17 protein-coding genes and 1 riboswitch are annotated in these 17,604 nt (G+C 32.5%); of the genes, 6 read left to right on the forward strand and 11 right to left on the reverse strand.

Annotated features, from left to right (window positions below; translation table 11 throughout):
* Positions 1-65: 65 nt before the first annotated feature.
* The 4 genes from ABID96_RS19400 to guaA form a co-directional block, all read right to left on the reverse strand.
* Entirely contained in the window at positions 66-1,238 is a 1,173-nt protein-coding gene (locus ABID96_RS19400) for a hypothetical protein (RefSeq protein WP_192604446.1), read from the reverse strand.
* A gap of 159 nt (positions 1,239-1,397) precedes the next feature.
* A complete protein-coding gene (locus ABID96_RS19405; protein WP_192604445.1) occupies positions 1,398-2,891 on the reverse strand; it encodes an ATP-binding protein in 1,494 nt (497 codons plus the stop codon).
* A 299-nt stretch (positions 2,892-3,190) separates the two neighbouring features.
* Positions 3,191-4,129: a tyrosine-type recombinase/integrase gene (locus ABID96_RS19410; protein ID WP_192604444.1), complete on the reverse strand. Its 939-nt coding sequence runs from the start codon at positions 4,127-4,129 to the stop codon at positions 3,191-3,193.
* A gap of 157 nt (positions 4,130-4,286) precedes the next feature.
* Positions 4,287-5,822, reverse strand: coding sequence for a glutamine-hydrolyzing GMP synthase (guaA, locus tag ABID96_RS19415; RefSeq protein WP_483301252.1), 1,536 nt, complete (start codon positions 5,820-5,822; stop codon positions 4,287-4,289).
* Positions 5,823-5,967: 145 nt separating this feature from the next.
* Positions 5,968-6,070, reverse strand: a riboswitch (purine riboswitch).
* A gap of 160 nt (positions 6,071-6,230) precedes the next feature.
* On the opposite strand from guaA, the gene ABID96_RS19420 reads away from it, so the two are divergent.
* Genes ABID96_RS19420 through ABID96_RS19430 form a run of 3 tightly spaced genes read left to right on the forward strand, consistent with a single transcriptional unit; the run spans position 6,231 to position 7,506 of the window.
* The gene (locus ABID96_RS19420) at positions 6,231-6,830 is read left to right on the forward strand and encodes a TetR/AcrR family transcriptional regulator (protein ID WP_192604442.1); all 600 of its coding nucleotides are present in this window, start codon (positions 6,231-6,233) and stop codon (positions 6,828-6,830) included.
* 3 nt (positions 6,831-6,833) lie between these two features.
* Entirely contained in the window at positions 6,834-7,184 is a 351-nt protein-coding gene (locus tag ABID96_RS19425) for a DMT family transporter (protein ID WP_192604441.1), read from the forward strand.
* Between the two features lies 1 nt (position 7,185).
* Entirely contained in the window at positions 7,186-7,506 is a 321-nt protein-coding gene (locus tag ABID96_RS19430; protein WP_192604440.1) for a DMT family transporter, read from the forward strand.
* Between the two features lie 203 nt (positions 7,507-7,709).
* Here the strand turns inward: ABID96_RS19430 and ABID96_RS19435 are convergent, their stop codons facing one another.
* Together ABID96_RS19435 and ABID96_RS19440 are read right to left on the reverse strand one after the other, a co-directional pair.
* Positions 7,710-8,483: a peptidoglycan recognition protein family protein gene (locus ABID96_RS19435; RefSeq protein ID WP_192604439.1), complete on the reverse strand. Its 774-nt coding sequence runs from the start codon at positions 8,481-8,483 to the stop codon at positions 7,710-7,712.
* Positions 8,484-8,628: 145 nt separating this feature from the next.
* A complete protein-coding gene (locus tag ABID96_RS19440) occupies positions 8,629-8,943 on the reverse strand; it encodes a hypothetical protein (protein ID WP_377897006.1) in 315 nt (104 codons plus the stop codon).
* Positions 8,944-9,266: 323 nt separating this feature from the next.
* On the opposite strand from ABID96_RS19440, the gene ABID96_RS19445 reads away from it, so the two are divergent.
* Complete coding sequence (locus tag ABID96_RS19445; RefSeq protein WP_192604437.1) at positions 9,267-10,118, forward strand: ATP-dependent DNA ligase; 852 nt, start codon at positions 9,267-9,269, stop codon at positions 10,116-10,118.
* A gap of 102 nt (positions 10,119-10,220) precedes the next feature.
* Here ABID96_RS19445 and groL read toward each other — a convergent pair whose 3' ends face one another.
* A complete protein-coding gene (gene groL / locus ABID96_RS19450) occupies positions 10,221-11,846 on the reverse strand; it encodes a chaperonin GroEL (protein WP_088004199.1) in 1,626 nt (541 codons plus the stop codon).
* A 57-nt stretch (positions 11,847-11,903) separates the two neighbouring features.
* Entirely contained in the window at positions 11,904-12,188 is a 285-nt protein-coding gene (gene groES / locus ABID96_RS19455; RefSeq protein ID WP_192604436.1) for a co-chaperone GroES, read from the reverse strand.
* 276 nt (positions 12,189-12,464) lie between these two features.
* On the opposite strand from groES, the gene ABID96_RS19460 reads away from it, so the two are divergent.
* Positions 12,465-13,151 (forward strand): CPBP family intramembrane glutamic endopeptidase, encoded by a 687-nt coding sequence (locus tag ABID96_RS19460; protein ID WP_192604435.1) that lies wholly within the window; start codon positions 12,465-12,467, stop codon positions 13,149-13,151.
* Between the two features lie 35 nt (positions 13,152-13,186).
* Here the strand turns inward: ABID96_RS19460 and ABID96_RS19465 are convergent, their stop codons facing one another.
* Positions 13,187-13,813, reverse strand: coding sequence for a redox-sensing transcriptional repressor Rex (locus ABID96_RS19465; RefSeq protein ID WP_192604434.1), 627 nt, complete (start codon positions 13,811-13,813; stop codon positions 13,187-13,189).
* 168 nt (positions 13,814-13,981) lie between these two features.
* Between ABID96_RS19465 and ABID96_RS19470 the strand changes: the two genes are divergently transcribed.
* Positions 13,982-15,910 carry an ABC transporter ATP-binding protein gene (locus ABID96_RS19470; RefSeq protein WP_192604433.1) on the forward strand — a complete coding sequence of 643 codons (1,929 nt, stop codon included), beginning with the start codon at positions 13,982-13,984 and terminating at the stop codon, positions 15,908-15,910.
* A 218-nt stretch (positions 15,911-16,128) separates the two neighbouring features.
* On the opposite strand, the gene tsaD is transcribed toward ABID96_RS19470, so the two are convergent.
* Entirely contained in the window at positions 16,129-17,154 is a 1,026-nt protein-coding gene (tsaD, locus tag ABID96_RS19475; protein WP_088004191.1) for a tRNA (adenosine(37)-N6)-threonylcarbamoyltransferase complex transferase subunit TsaD, read from the reverse strand.
* Positions 17,138-17,602, reverse strand: coding sequence for a ribosomal protein S18-alanine N-acetyltransferase (gene rimI, locus ABID96_RS19480; RefSeq protein ID WP_192604432.1), 465 nt, complete (start codon positions 17,600-17,602; stop codon positions 17,138-17,140). The genes tsaD and rimI overlap by 17 nt, the downstream gene beginning before the upstream one ends.
* Positions 17,603-17,604 lie beyond the last annotated feature (2 nt).

Consider the following 17,604-nt stretch of genomic DNA (forward strand, 5'->3'; position numbering starts at 1 on the left):
GGACTTCTACATTTTCAATTAGGTTATCTATTACGCCATGACTTACACAAGATAAGCATTGTATATTATATACCACTTAGTTCTTTAATTACTTCGTTATAAATTCTTTCTAGATAAATTTTTTCTTCTACGTCAGTAGTAATTTCATTAAATTTATTAAACGCATCGATCATTGTAATAGTATTATTTACAAGGTTAGAATTGTAATAATCTTTAGCTTTATCTCTAGATTCTTTACTTAGCTTTTTAGTTGAAGAATGGATTTTCTTAAATATCATAAATAACTGGTTTTCTGTAAGTTTACTATTCTTTACGTTTTTAATATGCTCTACTGTAATATCTTTCAAATCATTTATTTTTTCAGAAAAAGCCAACTTTTCTTCTACATTTCCAATACCTGTAGAATGGCTTATATTAAATACATGACTTGAAAGTCCACTAAAGCTTTTACCTTGATCATTAGATACGGTGTACCTTAATTCCAGTGAGAATGTACCCTCTTTAATCTCGTTGTTTGATACATAAACCCCAAAGTGAACTTCTCCTATATTAGGAATATTTATAGTATTATCTTGGCTGAAGAATATTTTGATTTCTGAATCTGTTAAATAGGCTTTTTCTAAATTAAATGACGTTTGATTTTTTTGTGAATATTTATGAAGTGAAATTAGTGTTAAGTAAATAGCAAGATGGTTATCGTAGTTATTATATCTAGTGGAAGTTAGTCCTCTTAAAAACCATTCATTTTTATGTCTAATTAATCTATATTGTTTTTTTAAGGAAGGCAATTTTTCGAAAAGTTGTGTTATATTATCTCTTAATAGGTCGTTGTAAGAATTTGAAATACAGAATCTTGAGAACTTACCCATATAAAAAGCAGTATCTAAAAAATCATATGAAAAATCATAGACCCCTGTAGCGTTGAAGTCCTCATTGTATTTCTCATTAATAAACCTCAATATTATTTCGTGGTCAGAAGATAAACCAATATATTCAATATTTTTTAACTCCTCGACGATATCTAGCTTTTCCTCATCAACTTTTTCAAAATAAGTTAGTAGTTTCTTAGAACCATTTATTAACAATTCTGATTCGGCATTAAAATCATTTAATGGGAATCTTTCACCAATTAGTTTGTCTAATTCCGTATCCCTTATTAAATGCTTTAAATCCTTGAATTGAGAGCGTGGTAAATTGGATTCACCTATAACCTCTACTTGGAATATATGTTTTTTCATTAAATACCTCCTAATAATAATATTTTAATAGCTAAATATTATCATAATTTGGATAATTTTGTAAAATAAGAAGATGCAATTTTAAGTCTAGTAAGGATGTGGGCTTAATAAAAGTACACAAAGAGTTCGAGAGTTGGTATTCTCGAACTCTTTGTGTATTTATACATGTACTTTTCTCTTGGGAGATAATATTTGTAAGATAGCTGATAGCATTATTTCATTTTTTATAATAATGATATTCAATTTTTCACGTGTCCTAGTTAAGTTTTGATACAACATTTTATCAATTGCATACGCTCCATTACTAACTGCATATGCGTTTAGTTTTTTATTTACATCATAATAGAAATGTTCGTCAATAAATACTGCTACATTATCATACTCTTGTCCGATTACAGCATGTGAATTCTGATTTACAGTACTTTGAAATGCGTCATACGAAACTCGATAATATAGTGAATTTGTGAAATTTATTACTTCCCAACCCTTATTAGAGAGGTTAATAGCATAGTTCTTAGCCGATTGATAGTCATTAAAGAATTGAAAATTTATATTTTTATATGATTGATTGGAATTAATTTTACTTAAATCGAAGAGATTTATTATGAACGATGCTATTTCTTTGTTGGTACGGATTTTATCAGTTAATGTATGAATTTGTTTAGCTAGATTATGTTCAATTGATAAACCTATATTTCGAAAGGATTCGGAATAAGTAAAACATTGAGCAGGATCATAACTAAATATACATTTGGCTTTTAAATGATTAACAATATTTTGTATTTTATTCAATTGTCCATCCTGTAGTCTTTGTGCTTCATCTACTATTAAAATATCGAAATAATGTGTGGGTATTCTATTAAAATCCTTAATGGATAGAATGTTCCACTGATAATTAGTTATCAGTGTCATATGTCCATCATTTAAATAGCCACAATGTACTACAAGAACATTTAATCCTTTGTTGATATAATGATTAGCTAAATCGTAAGTTAATAATGTCTTTCCAGTTCCTGGTTTACCAATAACTGAAACATATTCATCAGAGTTAGATGTAAAAAGTTTGATAATATCATTTTTTATATTATTTTGATGTTCTGTTAAAAAATACTCACCACTAATAAATTTGTCAGTTGAATTAAATGGAGATACTAAATAATTGGATGGTTTGAACAGACTATGTATATCCTCTATATCTTCAATCATTTGAGAATCTAATTTTGAAATTAGATTTTCCATTGAAGTAATATTTAGGGTGTTTGAATGGTCATATTCATATAGTTCCGCTGATTCTGTTACAAAGGTAAATGTATGAACAGGTTTACCTAAAAAATGTAAATAATATCTATTTTGAATTAGTTGCTTTTCAATTTTTTGTGGTGTACTTACTCTCTTTAGTTCGATATTTACTACGCTATTTGTACCGATCCTTAATAAATCAAACTGTTTGCTTACTTGATTTATCTTAAAACCTATATAAAAATTATCTAAGTTGCGTATTCCATTAACATTTAAGTGATTCAATAAGATAGACAGGTCTTCAATTTCTTCTTCATCAAACTCAATACCAAAGAGATTTAGATACTCCGTATTAAGTTCATTATTAAAATTTTCAAATGTTTCTACTAATGAATTTAGGTTAATATGCTTCATACTCAATACCTCCACTTAAGTATAACTTACAATAAATGTAATTTTTTGTAAATATATGTAACATTAGCCCTTATTTTATATTTTGCTACTGATTATTTTAGAGGGCTAATATCAAATTTATGAATTTTGATGAAATAATTACACTAAATTCATTTATTAATAATAGTTTCAATTAAGTAACTAAAACGAAAAACATTGTAGATATTCAATTTTAAGAAGCGTAAAAAGACCATTCTATAATTGAAGTGGTCTTAATTTTGTATACTTTTCTTCAATTAACTTAAAACAAATAAATGAAGTTATTTCTTTATAATCTTAACTCCCTTCAAAGGACTATTCATCCGACCAATATTCAAAATATCCTCTTGTTCCAACCCTCTTAAGTATTTAGACGTAATTTGCGTATCAAAATGCCCCATCAATCTACTTAAGCTATATATATCTATTCCATTCCTTAACTGCTTTTGTGCAAAGTAATGGCGACAGTCATGTGGCGAACAACGAACTTCTTTTCTAACGCCTGCATTTGCACAGTGTTCTTTAAGTATTTTATTAATTCGTGATCGTGATAATCGCAATGCTGACTGGTCAAGGAAATAATAATACTCTATTTCATCAATATTCTTGTGTTTAAACCGCTCTTTCTTCATTTGCTCATATTTCCTCATATATTTCCTCATAACCCTACTAATGTACACTAAGCGCTGTTTAGAGCCTTTTCCATGAATTAGAATATAACCACTGGCTATATCGTCTAACTTAATGTCACACAACTCAGAAACTCTTACACCAGTATCAAATAGCATAATTAAGATTAACTTGTCACGAACATTAGAATATGTTTCTTCTTTTACGTCATTTAATATCCTAGCCACTTCATCATCATTGAAAGTGACAATAACTGTTTTCTCTTCTTTTAAATTTCTAATACGCTTCATAGGATTGTCATGTTCATTAATAAATTCTTCATCTACAAGTTGCTGAAAGAACACCTTTAAGGTGGCAAGACTATTATTAATTGTTGAATTGCCCTCTTTACCTATACTTTGGCACTCTTGTACATATCTTTTAATATGAATCGATTTTACGTCCTCGATATTAGTCACACCTAGTCTGTAATCCATAAAATCCTTCCATCTGTTTAAACGATACAAGCACACATCGATATATGCTTTCTTACGTCCTACAATCTCTTGATTTAACTTAAACTCATCAATCATCTCAACTATTTTGGTCATAAAAAAACTCCCTTCTATTCGCTAAATAACGCAAATAAAAGAGAGTAATTTTAATTAGTCAATTGTTGCAGGTCGTATTAAACGATACTCTCGCAAATCGCTAAAACCCTTTTATATCATGGTTTCTAGCTTCATTACAAAATTTCGCACCTACTACTTATTCCCACTCAATCGTTGCAGGTGGCTTGCTCGTTACATCATACACGATGCGGTTTACGTGCTTCACTTCATTAACAATACGAGTTGAGATTTTTTGTAGTACATCCCATGGAATACGTGCCCAGTCAGCAGTCATTCCATCAATAGATGTAACTGCACGAATACCCACTGTGTAATCATACGTACGTTCGTCACCCATTACTCCAACACTACGGATATCAGGTAATACTGTGAAGTACTGCCAAATTTCTTTGTCCAGATCAGCTAATGCGATTTCTTCTCGTAAAATTGCATCAGATTCACGAACGATTTCTAATTTTTGATCAGTAATTTCACCAAGTACGCGAATACCTAATCCAGGACCTGGGAATGGTTGTCTCCAAACGATTGCATCTGGAATACCTAGTTCAGAACCAACTGCACGTACTTCATCTTTAAATAATGTGCTTAATGGCTCAATTAATGTAAATTGCATATCTTCTGGTAATCCACCAACATTGTGATGAGACTTAATTGTTTGAGCTGTAGCCGTACCACTTTCAATGATGTCAGTGTATAAAGTTCCTTGAGCTAAGAAATCCATACCTTCTAATTTAGCAGCCTCATCATCAAATACATAAATAAATTCGTTACCGATAATTTTACGTTTTTGTTCAGGATCTGAAACGCCAGCTAATTTTGATAAGAAACGTTCTTTTGCATCAACTTTAATTACATTCATATTGAAGCCTTCACTAAACGTCTTCATAACGCCCTCTGCTTCATCTTTACGTAGTAAACCATGATCAACGAAGATACATGTTAACTGATCACCGATTGCTTTGTGAATTAATACAGCAACTACTGAAGAATCTACTCCACCACTAAGTGCACAAAGTACCTTTTTGTCTCCAACTGTTTGACGAATATTTTCAAGTTCAACTTCAATAAAGTTTTTCATAGACCAATTCGCTTCACATTCGCAAATGTTGAAAACGAAGTTCTTTAATAAGTCATTACCATATTCAGAGTGACGAACCTCTGGATGGAACTGAACGCCATACATTTTTTTCGCTTCATTACTCATTGCAGCAATCGGACATGATGCACTTGTTGCATCTACTACGAAGCCTTCAGGTTGTTTCGTAACTTTATCACCATGACTCATCCATACTACATGATCATTAGGTAGATCTTTTAATAGCGCAGATTGCAATTGAATATTTAATTCAGCTTTTCCATATTCACGTTGGTCAGCTTTTTCAACTGTTCCACCAAAATGCTGAGTCATTAATTGCATACCGTAGCATATTCCTAAAATAGGAAGTCCTAATTCAAATATTGCTTTATCACAATAAAAAGCATTTTCACCATACACACTGTTTGGTCCACCAGAGAAAACTATTCCCTTTGCACCCATTTCTTTAATTTCCTCAGCAGTGATTGTATGAGGACGTAATTCACTATAAACGCCAAACTCACGTATACGGCGCGCAATTAGTTGGTTATATTGGCTTCCAAAATCTAGTACAACAATCGTGTCATGTTTTTGCAAAACGGTCACCTCATCTATAATATTGAATTAACGTATCAGTTGAACTGATACTATTTTTCCCAAAAAAATAAAAAAAAGCCGATTTTCTCCCTTTTGTACATGTGTAACATGAAAAAAGAAGGCAGAAAATCAGACTTATCGCTAAATAAAGTCATGCTGCCTTCATAGTCAGAGCATGTTACGGCGCTCCGGTAGAGACTCTCGACCCATATTGTCGAGGATATATGAAGAATATTGACGTATTTTGTATTATTGTCTCATTCTATCAACGTATATTTTACCGGTCAAGGTATTTCCATATAAATTTTTATGTAAACGCTATAAGTTGAAAAGAAAATCATATTGATGTATGATTTTCCTAACGAACGGTAGGTAGTTTTATAATTGCTTTTTTAAGGAGTGATTTACATGAAAAGTAATGCAACGGTTTTAAAAATACAGGAAGCTACAATTAAATTGTATGCAGAAAATGGTTATGAAAAAGCTACGATGACCGAGATTGCAAATGCAGTTGGCATTAAAAAGCCTTCCATTTATGCCCATTATGAAAATAAACAAGAAATTTTTCTAAGCATTATTGAAAACTTAAGTTCTGTGTATGTTTCAAAATTTAAACAAGAAATAGAAAAATACAATCATCTAACCGTTGAGGAACAACTTTACTCAGTTTTAGAAAGTACTCGAACTTTTTTTCAACATGAAGACTTAGGATTATTTCTAAAAAGAATGCTGTTATTCCCTCCTAAGGAATTAGAAGGGCATTTACTAAAACGCTACGAAGAGTTTGAAGATCAATTACTTCTTATCATCCGAGGACTATTTGAAAAAGGCATAAAAAATAATGAAATTCTTCATAACGATGTGGATGAGTTAGTAGATGCTTATATTCATTTATTAGATAGTTGTTTTATTCAATTGTTTGATCCTGATGAAGGACTCGTAAAGAAACGCTTAAAAGCTGCTTGGAGCTTTTTTTGGCGATCGATTGCAACGAAAAAGGAGAGATGAATGATGAGCTGGGTTTATTTAATCATTGCAGGAATATGTGAAATCGCTTGGGCTTTTGGACTTAAGTATTCAGATGGTTTTACAAATACGGTGCCTACTATTCTGACATTAATAGGAATTATCATTAGCTTTTATCTATTCTCAAAAACAATTAAAGTACTTCCAATTGGTACGGCATATGCTGTTTTTACCGGTATTGGAGCTGCTGGAACGGTCATTATCGGAATGGTATTTTTAAACGAAACAGCCTCACTCATGAAAATTATTTTAGTTATAACACTGCTATCAGGCATATTAGGCTTAAAATTAACAACAAAATCAGACCTTCAAGAAGATAAAGGAGCTGCATCATAAAATGGCATGGATTTATTTATTAATTGCTGGTTTAGGAGAAGTTGGTTTTGTTACTTTTATGAAGCTTTCCAACAATTTTAAAAAATTAAATTACTCTATTTTATGTGTTGTCTCTGGATGGATTAGTTTTTATTTACTTTCAAAAGCTTTAAAAGTCATCCCTGTTGGAACTGGGTACACAATATGGACCGGAATTGGTGCTGCTGGTTCGGTCATCATTGGAATGATGTTCTTTAAAGAATCCCGCGACTGGAAAAGACTTTTCTTTATTACGCTTGTTATAGCATCTGTAATTGGTTTAAAAGTAATCTCACCTCATTAAATGAAAAAATCCCTAATCTAAATAGCTTAGGGATTTTTTTTGCATTGTTTTAGCCACTTATAGACATCATGCCTTTTAAAGGACTAATTTAGAATGCGATTAGCTTGTAATTTCACTTCAACTATTTCATCTTCTTGATTACAATTTCACTTACAAAAAGTATGATAAGATGATAGTCCCTTTATAAACCCTTTATCAAAGCATTAAAAAAGCTTGCTCCATGTTTTGGGACCAACGATTCCATCCGCTGCTAATCCGTTCTTTAATTGGAAATTTTTAACTACTTTTTCTGTATTTGGACCAAATATCCCATCTGCTGTTATTTTAAGTTTTTGCTGAACTTTTTTTACAGTTGATCCTCTAGATCCCTCTTTTAATATTCCTTTATACGGAATAGAATCTTTTTGGCTAGTAGATATTGGTTTTTTAAGTGGATTTAAGATTTCTCTAACCTGTGCTTTGAAATCATTAAATTTTTCTGGATCATCCACAAATGGTTTTGGACAAAGTTTGTGTGTTACATCATAATGTCTAACAACATCATTTTCATCTAATTTATAAGCTTTACATAACGCAGCAATCACTGTTGCAGCTCTCTTTATTGTAGCTGATGAGATACTACCGTCTCTCTCAACACACATTTCAACGCCTACTGATAATAAATTAGCATTTGGGGCTAACTCTGGTACACCTCGAAATACTTCACCACGACTATTTCTTTCATACTGGTCGTTTGCATGATAAGCTACTTCATCAAAAGGTATAATACAAATTGCTTCATTAGGATCTACAAAAATATGGGCAGATGCATATGTTTTATTTTTTATAGCTGTACCATTAAAGTACCTTTGATGGTTTTCAGCACTCGCTCCAGGGTTAGCCGTCCAATGTAACACGATTTTTTTAATAGCTTTTAACTTTATAGACGGTCTTGTATATTTGTTGATTGTAATAAAGTCATTTTTCCAAAGTGCCATATCTAAAGCTCCCTCTTTATTTATTCAAGCATGATATACTTACTTTTTATGCTTGTACTCACATACTAATAAAATATTCAAAATGCAAAAATTGGTGACAAATAAAAAGAGGAGAGCATTTAGCCCTCCTTTGATTCCTTTTGTATTATTTTGTTTTAACTGGCTTTACATAAATTGCTTGTGACGAATGAATTGAAATACATCCGTCCAAATCTTTTTCATTTAGTAAGCCCAGATTTATGGCTGATTTTATTTTATCACCATCTGGTTTTTTAATAACTTGAACTAAATCAGTTAATTTTAGTTCCTCAAGTTTACTTACTGTTTCTGCGTCATTAAACTTCTCTTTCTTTCTAATGATTCGCTCTAATTTCAAATTATTGATCACAAACTCGCCTTTTTCATTCTCACCAAATTGATGATCAAGAAAACCATGAAATACTTTTTGTAATTGCTCCATTTGATTTTCAATGTTTTTTCTTTTTTTGACTCAAATCATAATACTCGTTTAACATAAGCTCTGTTATTCTAAAACTACTTTTTTTCCCCATTTCTTTTCACCACATTTCACAGTAGATAATTTAATTTTATTGTGAAAGAAGACAAGTTATGACTTGAAATAGGGATAATATATCAGTAAATTAACTAATGAAGATAAAAATATAAAAACTTATAAAAAGAAACACTTGAACGAAAATTTATATAAATTAACTCAAAAACTAAAAAAATGGGAAGGATACTAGATTATGTATATTAACATTAATCAAGTGAGTGGATTAAAACATGTTTATTGAGCCAATGTTATTACAAACTGCTGACAACCCATTTGATTCTGATGAGCATTACTTCGAATTAAAATCTAATGGTGTTCGATTACTACTGGAACGAGAAAATGGATTAAATAAACTTTACACAGAAAATGGTACGGAATTAACAGGTAGAATACCTGAACTAGATATTCTTGAATTAGATGATTGCTATTTAGATGGCGTACTCGTTTGTTACAACGACGGTAAAGAGGATTATGAAGCAGCTTTAAATCGAGTAAATACGATTCAAGAACATAAAATTATTCAAGGAAGTAAAGAGTACCCATTAACATACATCGTTTTTGATATATTACGAATTAGAAAACGAAATTTGATGAAAGAACCTTTATCAACTAGAAAACAAATTCTTGCCGACGAACTGAAAGACCAACAATTCATTAAAAAAAGCTTCTTTATTGAGTCAGACGGTATAGCGTTGTTTGAACAAATTAAAGAGCTTGGCCTTGAAGGAATTGTCGCGAAATCAAAAGATTCTTTTTATATACCAGCTCACCGATCTTTGAATTGGTTAAAAGTTATTAATTGGAAGTACAATGTTTACTACATTACAGGATATAAAAAACAAGGTATGGGATTATTAATCTCTGAATATAAAAACAATCAATTTGAAAATGTTGGCGTAGTAGAGTTTGGAATGAATAATGGACAAAGAAAAGCATTTTTCAGCGTTACAAAACATATAAAAACAGGCGAAGACAAAATCTACACCTATGTTGAACCTTTTATCAAATGTAAAATTAAAAATAGAGGTCAGTTAAGCAATGGCGAGTTAATTGATCCTATATTTGATGATTTTATCGTATAAATGAAGATACCCCCTTGATTATTCAAGGGGGATTTCTTTTTTAGAGTAATATAGTAAAACCCCGTAAACAGTGTTTACGGGGTTTTTATTAAGGGGATGATATTACATCATGCCGCCCATTCCCATGCCGCCCATGTCAGGCATTGCAGGAGCATTTTTCTCAGGGATGTCAGCTACAACAGCTTCAGTTGTTAAGAACATAGCAGAAACAGATGCTGCATTTTGAAGTGCAGAACGTGTTACTTTAGTTGGGTCAACGATTCCTTCTTCAATCATGTTTACCCATTGTCCGTTAGCAGCATTGAAACCAACGCCAACTTCAGCAGATTTTAATTTCTCGATGATTACTGATCCTTCTAAACCAGCATTTGTTGCAATTTGACGTACTGGTGCTTCAAGCGCACGTAATACGATGTTAATACCTGTAGCAACATCACCTTCAGCTTCAATTGCAGCAACTTTATTATATACGCTCATTAATGCAGTACCACCACCAGCTACAATACCTTCTTCTACTGCAGCACGTGTTGAGTTTAAAGCATCTTCAATACGTAATTTACGTTCTTTTAGCTCAGTTTCAGTTGCAGCGCCAACTTTAATTACTGCTACACCACCTGCTAATTTTGCAAGACGTTCTTGTAATTTTTCACGGTCAAATTCAGAAGTAGTTTCTTCTAATTGAGCACGAATTAAACCAATACGTCTTTGGATTGCTTCAGTTTCACCAGCACCTTCAACGATTGTTGTATTTTCTTTTGTTACAACAACTTTAGAAGCACGGCCTAATTGAGTAATATTAGTCGTTTTAAGATCTAATCCTAATTCTTCTGTAATTACTTCACCGCCAGTTAATACTGCGATATCTTCTAACATTGCTTTACGACGGTCACCAAATCCTGGAGCTTTTACAGTTACAGCATTAAATGTACCACGTAATTTGTTAACGATGATTGTAGCTTGCGCTTCACCTTCAACATCTTCAGCAATGATTAATAATGGTTTACCTTGTTGAACAACTTGTTCAAGAACTGGTAAGATTTCTTGGATATTTGTTACTTTTTTATCTGTAATTAAAATATATGGGTTTTCTAATTCAGCTACCATTTTATCTGAATTTGTAACCATGTAAGGTGAAGAGTATCCACGGTCAAATTGCATACCTTCTACTACTTCTAATTCTGTTGTGAAACCTTTTGATTCTTCAAGTGTAATAACACCGTCGTTACCAACACGTTCCATTGCTTCAGCGATTAAGTCGCCTACTTCTGGATCAGCTGAAGAGATTGCTGCAACTTGTGCAATAGACTCTTTGCCTTCAATTGGTTTAGAGATAGCTTTTAACTCTTCAAGTGCAACAGCAACTGCTTTTTCGATACCTTTACGGATACCCATTGGGTTTGCACCAGCTGTTACGTTTTTAAGACCTTCACGAATCATCGCTTGTGCTAATACTGTTGCAGTTGTTGTACCGTCCCCAGCAATTTCATTTGTTTTGCTAGCAACCTCTGCTACTAATTTAGCGCCCATGTTTTCAAACGCATCTTCTAATTCGATTTCTTTAGCGATTGTTACACCATCATTTGTAATTAACGGAGAACCAAATTTTTTCTCAAGAACTACGTTACGTCCTTTTGGTCCTAATGTTACTTTTACAGCATCAGCTAAAGCATCTACACCACGTAGCATTGCGCGACGTGCTTCTTCACCAAATCTAATGTCCTTTGCCATTAAAATGACCTCCTTAAAATTTTAAAAATTATTTTATAAACTAAGTATTTTATTTAATTAACCTATAATTGCAAGAATATCGTTTTCGCGAAGTACAAGGTATTCTGTACCACTGTATTTAACTTCAGTACCAGAGTATTTAGAGAAGATGATGCGGTCACCTACAGATACTTCTAAAGCAACGCGCTCGCCGTTTTCAAGTACACGTCCAGTACCTACTGCAACAACTTTGCCCTCTTGTGGCTTTTCTTGTGCACTACCTGGTAATACGATACCGCTAGCAGTTTTTTCTTCAGACTCAACAAGCTCAATTACAACACGATCACCTAATGGTTTTAACATGTGTAATACCTCCTCAATAATCTAATCATTATTTTTTAGCACTCATTAATATTGAGTGCTAACACAATTATTAGTTTAAATAATATCATGAGATTTTGCAAGTCCGAAGCTAGCACTTTTCTTGTCGAAATTTATTAATTTTAATTTACGTATTTTAAAGAAGTTTAATAAAAATATGTAAATACCTTTTAAGAACCATCTTAAACGAGTACAATAATGTACATGTTGTTATAAACCTTTGGGTTATGAAAATATCAACACAAAGGAGTTATCGTTTTGAAAACAAGAGATTTATGGATTTTATTAACGTATGTTTTGATTCAGTATTCTGGATTGTATGGTGTTCGTTTTCTATTAAATAGTAGTTTATATGAAGGCTTAGACAAAGAAACAGCCAAAATCGAAGCAGTGGGTTTATGGGGATGCATTAGTTTTATTACAGGTCTTCTAGTTATTTTAATTTTATTAAGAGGTCCAATCTCTATTGGAATAAAAAACCTTTCGTCTAGTTTTACGCTGACAATATTAAAATGGGCTTTAATTGGTTATGCTGTCACAATGTTTACTCAAATTGTGTGTAATCTCATTTTAATTTTAGTTTTTGATTTAGATAAAGGGTCAGAAAACACGCAGAACATTATTCAAATCGCTAAGCTAAACCCTGCCTTTATCGTCATTCCAAGTTTAATTGCACCGATATTGGAAGAAATCGTATTCCGTCGTATTATTTTTAAAAAGCTATTTGAACGTTTTCCATTTATTGTTTCTGCTGGAATTAGCTCAGTTATTTTTGCGTTCATGCACGGTGACCTGCCATTCTTTTTATCTTATTTTCTAATCGGATTTATATTTTGTTACCTATATAAACGAACAAATTCAATTTTAGTTCCAATTTTAACTCATATGTTCATGAACTCATTTGTCGTATTTCAACAAATTAAATTGTTTCATTTCATCTATTAAAAAAACCCCCATGGAAATGGGGGTTTTTAATTTACTTATTGTTGTAAGAAGTATGCTAATGTTTGTAACTCAACAGCTAAATCAATATGATGTATTCGAATATGTTCCGGAACACTAATACGTGCAGGCGTAAAATTCAAAATACCTCTTATATTTTTACCTTTTAAACGGTCTGCAATCGACTGTGCGACTTGAGCAGGAACAGTTAGAATGACGATTTGAATATCATCGTTCATTATTTCTTCTAATTTATCAAGATTATAGACTGGAACTCCACCTATTTCTGTTCCAATCTTCATTGGGTCGATATCAAACGCCATTTCAATCTTTGTATTATTGTTTTTTATAAAATTATAATGTAAAAATGCGGTTCCTAAATTCCCCACACCGATTAACGCTACTTTCATTACTTCGTGTTGGTTAAGCGCTTTCGAAAAAAATGTTAATAAATAATTTACATTATAGCCATACCCTTTTTTTCCTAAGGCACCAAAATACGAAAAATCTCTTCTAATTGTAGCGGAATCTACTTTTACTGCTTCACTTAACTCTGCTGAAGAAACTCTTTGTTTACCTGATAAAGACAAATTCTTTATAAAACGGTAATATAAAGGTAGACGTTTAGCAGTAGCTTGTGGAATTTTAATTTGTTCCGACTCCATTTTACAATCCCCCACTTACTGTTACTGTAATTCTTTTTACTATATTGTGTAAATAGCCTTCATTTTAGTAATAAAGTACTTGTTCTACTGTAAAATATACACTATATTTATGAATTTTGACAGTAAACAGTTTAATAGATAAAAAATTTTGCAATGAGGTGAAATATCTTGATCCTATTACAAGTTAATAATGTCTCCAAATATTTTGGTAGTGACATTATACTTTCAAATATTAAGTTAGAAGTTCAGACGAATGATCGAGTAGCAATTGTTGGTCGAAATGGTGCTGGTAAGTCTACTCTTTTAAAAATTATTGCCGGTGAAATATCTTATGATGGTGGAGAATTAATTAAACCAAAAGATGTCACGATTGGATATCTAGCTCAAAACTCTGGCTTACAAAGTGATCGCTCAATTTGGGAAGAATACTATTCTGTTTTTAGCCATTTGGTAGAAATGCAGGATAACATGAGAAAGCTAGAACATAAAATGACCCAAGAAGATGTTTATTCAAATCAAACAGTTTACGACAAAATTGTGAACGAATATGATCATCTTCAATTTACATTTAAAGAAAGTGGCGGATATCAATTTGAAGCAGATATTCGTTCAATTATTAGTGGTCTTGGCTTTTCAAATGAAGATTACAATACAAAAATATCATCATTAAGTGGTGGTCAGAAAACGAGACTGGCATTAGGTAAGCTATTACTAACAAAGCCTGATTTATTAATTCTGGACGAGCCTACGAACCATTTAGACATTGATACACTTAGCTGGCTTGAACGTTATTTACAATCCTACCCTGGCGCTGTATTAATCGTGTCACATGATCGCTATTTTCTTGATCAAGTTGTAAATATCGTTTATGAGATTTCAAACCACAAGCATCAAAGATATGTGGGGAATTATAGTAAGCATTTAGAACTTAAAGCTGCTCAATACGAACAAGACTTAAAACAGTTTGAGAAACAACAAGAACAAATCGCCAAGCTCGAAGATTTTGTTCAGAGAAATATCGCTCGCGCTTCTACTACTAAAAGAGCGCAAAGCCGTCGAAAACAACTAGATCGAATGGTCAGAGTAGATAAACCACAAGGAGACGAGTCTTCTGCCAATTTTTCTTTTACAATAGATAAACAAAGTGGAAATGATGTACTTAACGTTAGAGACCTTTTCATTGGTTACGACCGTGTACCGACTATAGATCAGTCAATGCAGTTTGTCCTTAATCGTGGAGATAGTGTTGCCCTAGTAGGACCAAATGGAGTTGGAAAATCAACATTACTTAAAACGATTATTGGCGATTTAGAAAAACTACAAGGCAGTATAGATTTCGGAGCAAATGTATTTATTGGTTACTATGATCAAGAACAAGCTAAATTAACATCGAACAAAAGAGTTCTTGATGAGTTATGGGATGATTATCCGTTAAAGACTGAACAAGAAATTAGAACAATCTTAGGTAACTTTTTATTCTCTGGAGATGATGTCACGAAAAATGTCTCATCTTTAAGTGGTGGTGAGAAAGCTAGATTGGCTCTTGCAAAGCTTATGATGAAAAAAGCAAATTTCTTAATTCTAGATGAGCCAACGAACCACTTAGATTTGGATAGTAAGGAAGTATTAGAAAATGCTCTACTAGATTACCCAGGAACAATCTTATTCGTTTCCCATGATCGATACTTTATGAACAGATTATCCACAAAAACATTTGAACTTGCAAAAGAAGGTTTGACTCCTTATTTAGGCGATTATGATTATTATTTATTCAAGAAAAATGAAGCATATGAAAAAGAACTGGCTGAAAAGGAAAACGCTGAAATTCAGATTCGTCAATCCAGTCATCAACCAGTTTCAGATTATCAACAGGATAAAGAATTAAAGAAAAAGCTACGCCAAACACAACGTCGTATAGAAGAGATTGAAAGTAGTATTTCAAATATCGAGAAAGAAATTGAACAGATCGAACTTGAACTGTGTAAACCAGAAGTTTACGGAGATTTCCAACTCGTACAAGAACTAACCACTCAGAAAAATGATCATGAAACAAATTTAATGTCTCTTATGGAAGAATGGGAGAACTTACAAGAATAAACAAAAAACGGATACGCGAAAAGCGATCCGTTTTTTATTTATCTACATGTTTATCCACAAATAATTTAGTATTTTTAAGCTTTTACACAGACTTATGCACATTATCCACAGTTATTGTCTAAAGTTATACACATTATTGTTCACATAATGTTATTAAGTTGTAAACAAACTAAAAAGACTTATCCACATATTTTGTTGAAAATGTGAATAAGTCTTTCTTACATGTTTTCTAAATCTAAACCTGGATTACCATTTAAAGACAAGCTTGATAGTTTTCCTTGTTTGAAACGAACATACGCAGCTGCACCAATCATAGCAGCATTATCAGTGCAAAGTGAAAGTGGTGGAATGACTAACTCTTTATCACTAAATATACTCATTTCTTTTTGTAATGAAGCACGTAAACCTTTGTTTGCAGCAACTCCACCTGCTAACAATACTTGTTTTACATCATATTCTTTTGCTGCTTGAATTGTTTTCGTAACAATTACTTCTACAACACTTTCTTGAAAGCTTGCAGCAACATCTTCTGGGGATATCTCCACTCCACGTTGTTCAGCATTGTGCATATAATTAATAACAGCTGATTTCAATCCACTAAAGCTGAAATCGTAGCTACCTTCCTCTAACCAAGCTCTAGGAAAAGGAATATTTGCACTTCCTTCTTGCGCCAAACGATCAATATGTGGACCACCTGGATAAGGAAGCTTTAATGTTCTAGCTACTTTGTCATAAGCTTCTCCAGCTGCATCATCTCTTGTTTCACCAATTACTTCAAATTCTCCGTCTTCTTTCATATAAACAAGCTCAGTATGCCCTCCGGAGACCACAAGTGCCAATAAAGGGAAATGCAATTCCTGTATAAGTCGATTAGCATAAATATGACCTGCAATATGATGTACACCAATTAGAGGTAAATCATGTGCAAAAGCAATTGCTTTCGCAGCATTAACGCCAATAAGTAAAGCTCCAACTAAACCTGGACCTTCTGTTACCGCAATCGCTGATAAGTCTGTGTATTCAACATTTGCTTTTGACATGGCCTCTTCTATAACTAATGTAATTTGCTCAACATGTAATCTTGAAGCAACCTCGGGTACTACACCACCAAATCGCTTATGGATATCGATTTGAGTTGAGACAATATTACTTAATATTTCATTACCATTCTTAATAACAGCTGCTGATGTCTCATCACAGCTAGTTTCAATAGCAAGAATTAAACAATTATCTTTTATGATCATTTATATTCACCCACATTACTAAAGCATCCTCATAATTATCTGTATAATAACTTTTACGAATTCCTCCATCTTGGAATCCAAGCTTACGATATAATCCCTTTGCAACATCATTTGAAACCCTTACTTCTAATGTTAATGTTTCCGCACCAAGTTCACGAGCAGTGTCCATTACTGCAAGAAGCAATTTTTCGCCAAGACCATTACCACGATACTCCGGCAATATAGCAATATTCGTTATATGACCTTCATCGATAATTACCCATAATCCACAGTATCCAATGATTTCTTTGTCAACCTCCGCTACAACATAATGAGCAAATTGATTTGTATGTAACTCATTATAAAACGCATCATATGTCCATGGTGTTGCAAATGACTTTTTTTCTATTTCCATTATTTGATTTAAATCTTCTTCTCTCATTTGTCGAAAAGCAACTGATGAAATCATAA

It is taken from the genome of Gottfriedia sp. OAE603 (assembly GCF_040543965.1).
Classification (GTDB): domain Bacteria; phylum Bacillota; class Bacilli; order Bacillales; family Bacillaceae_G; genus Gottfriedia; species Gottfriedia solisilvae.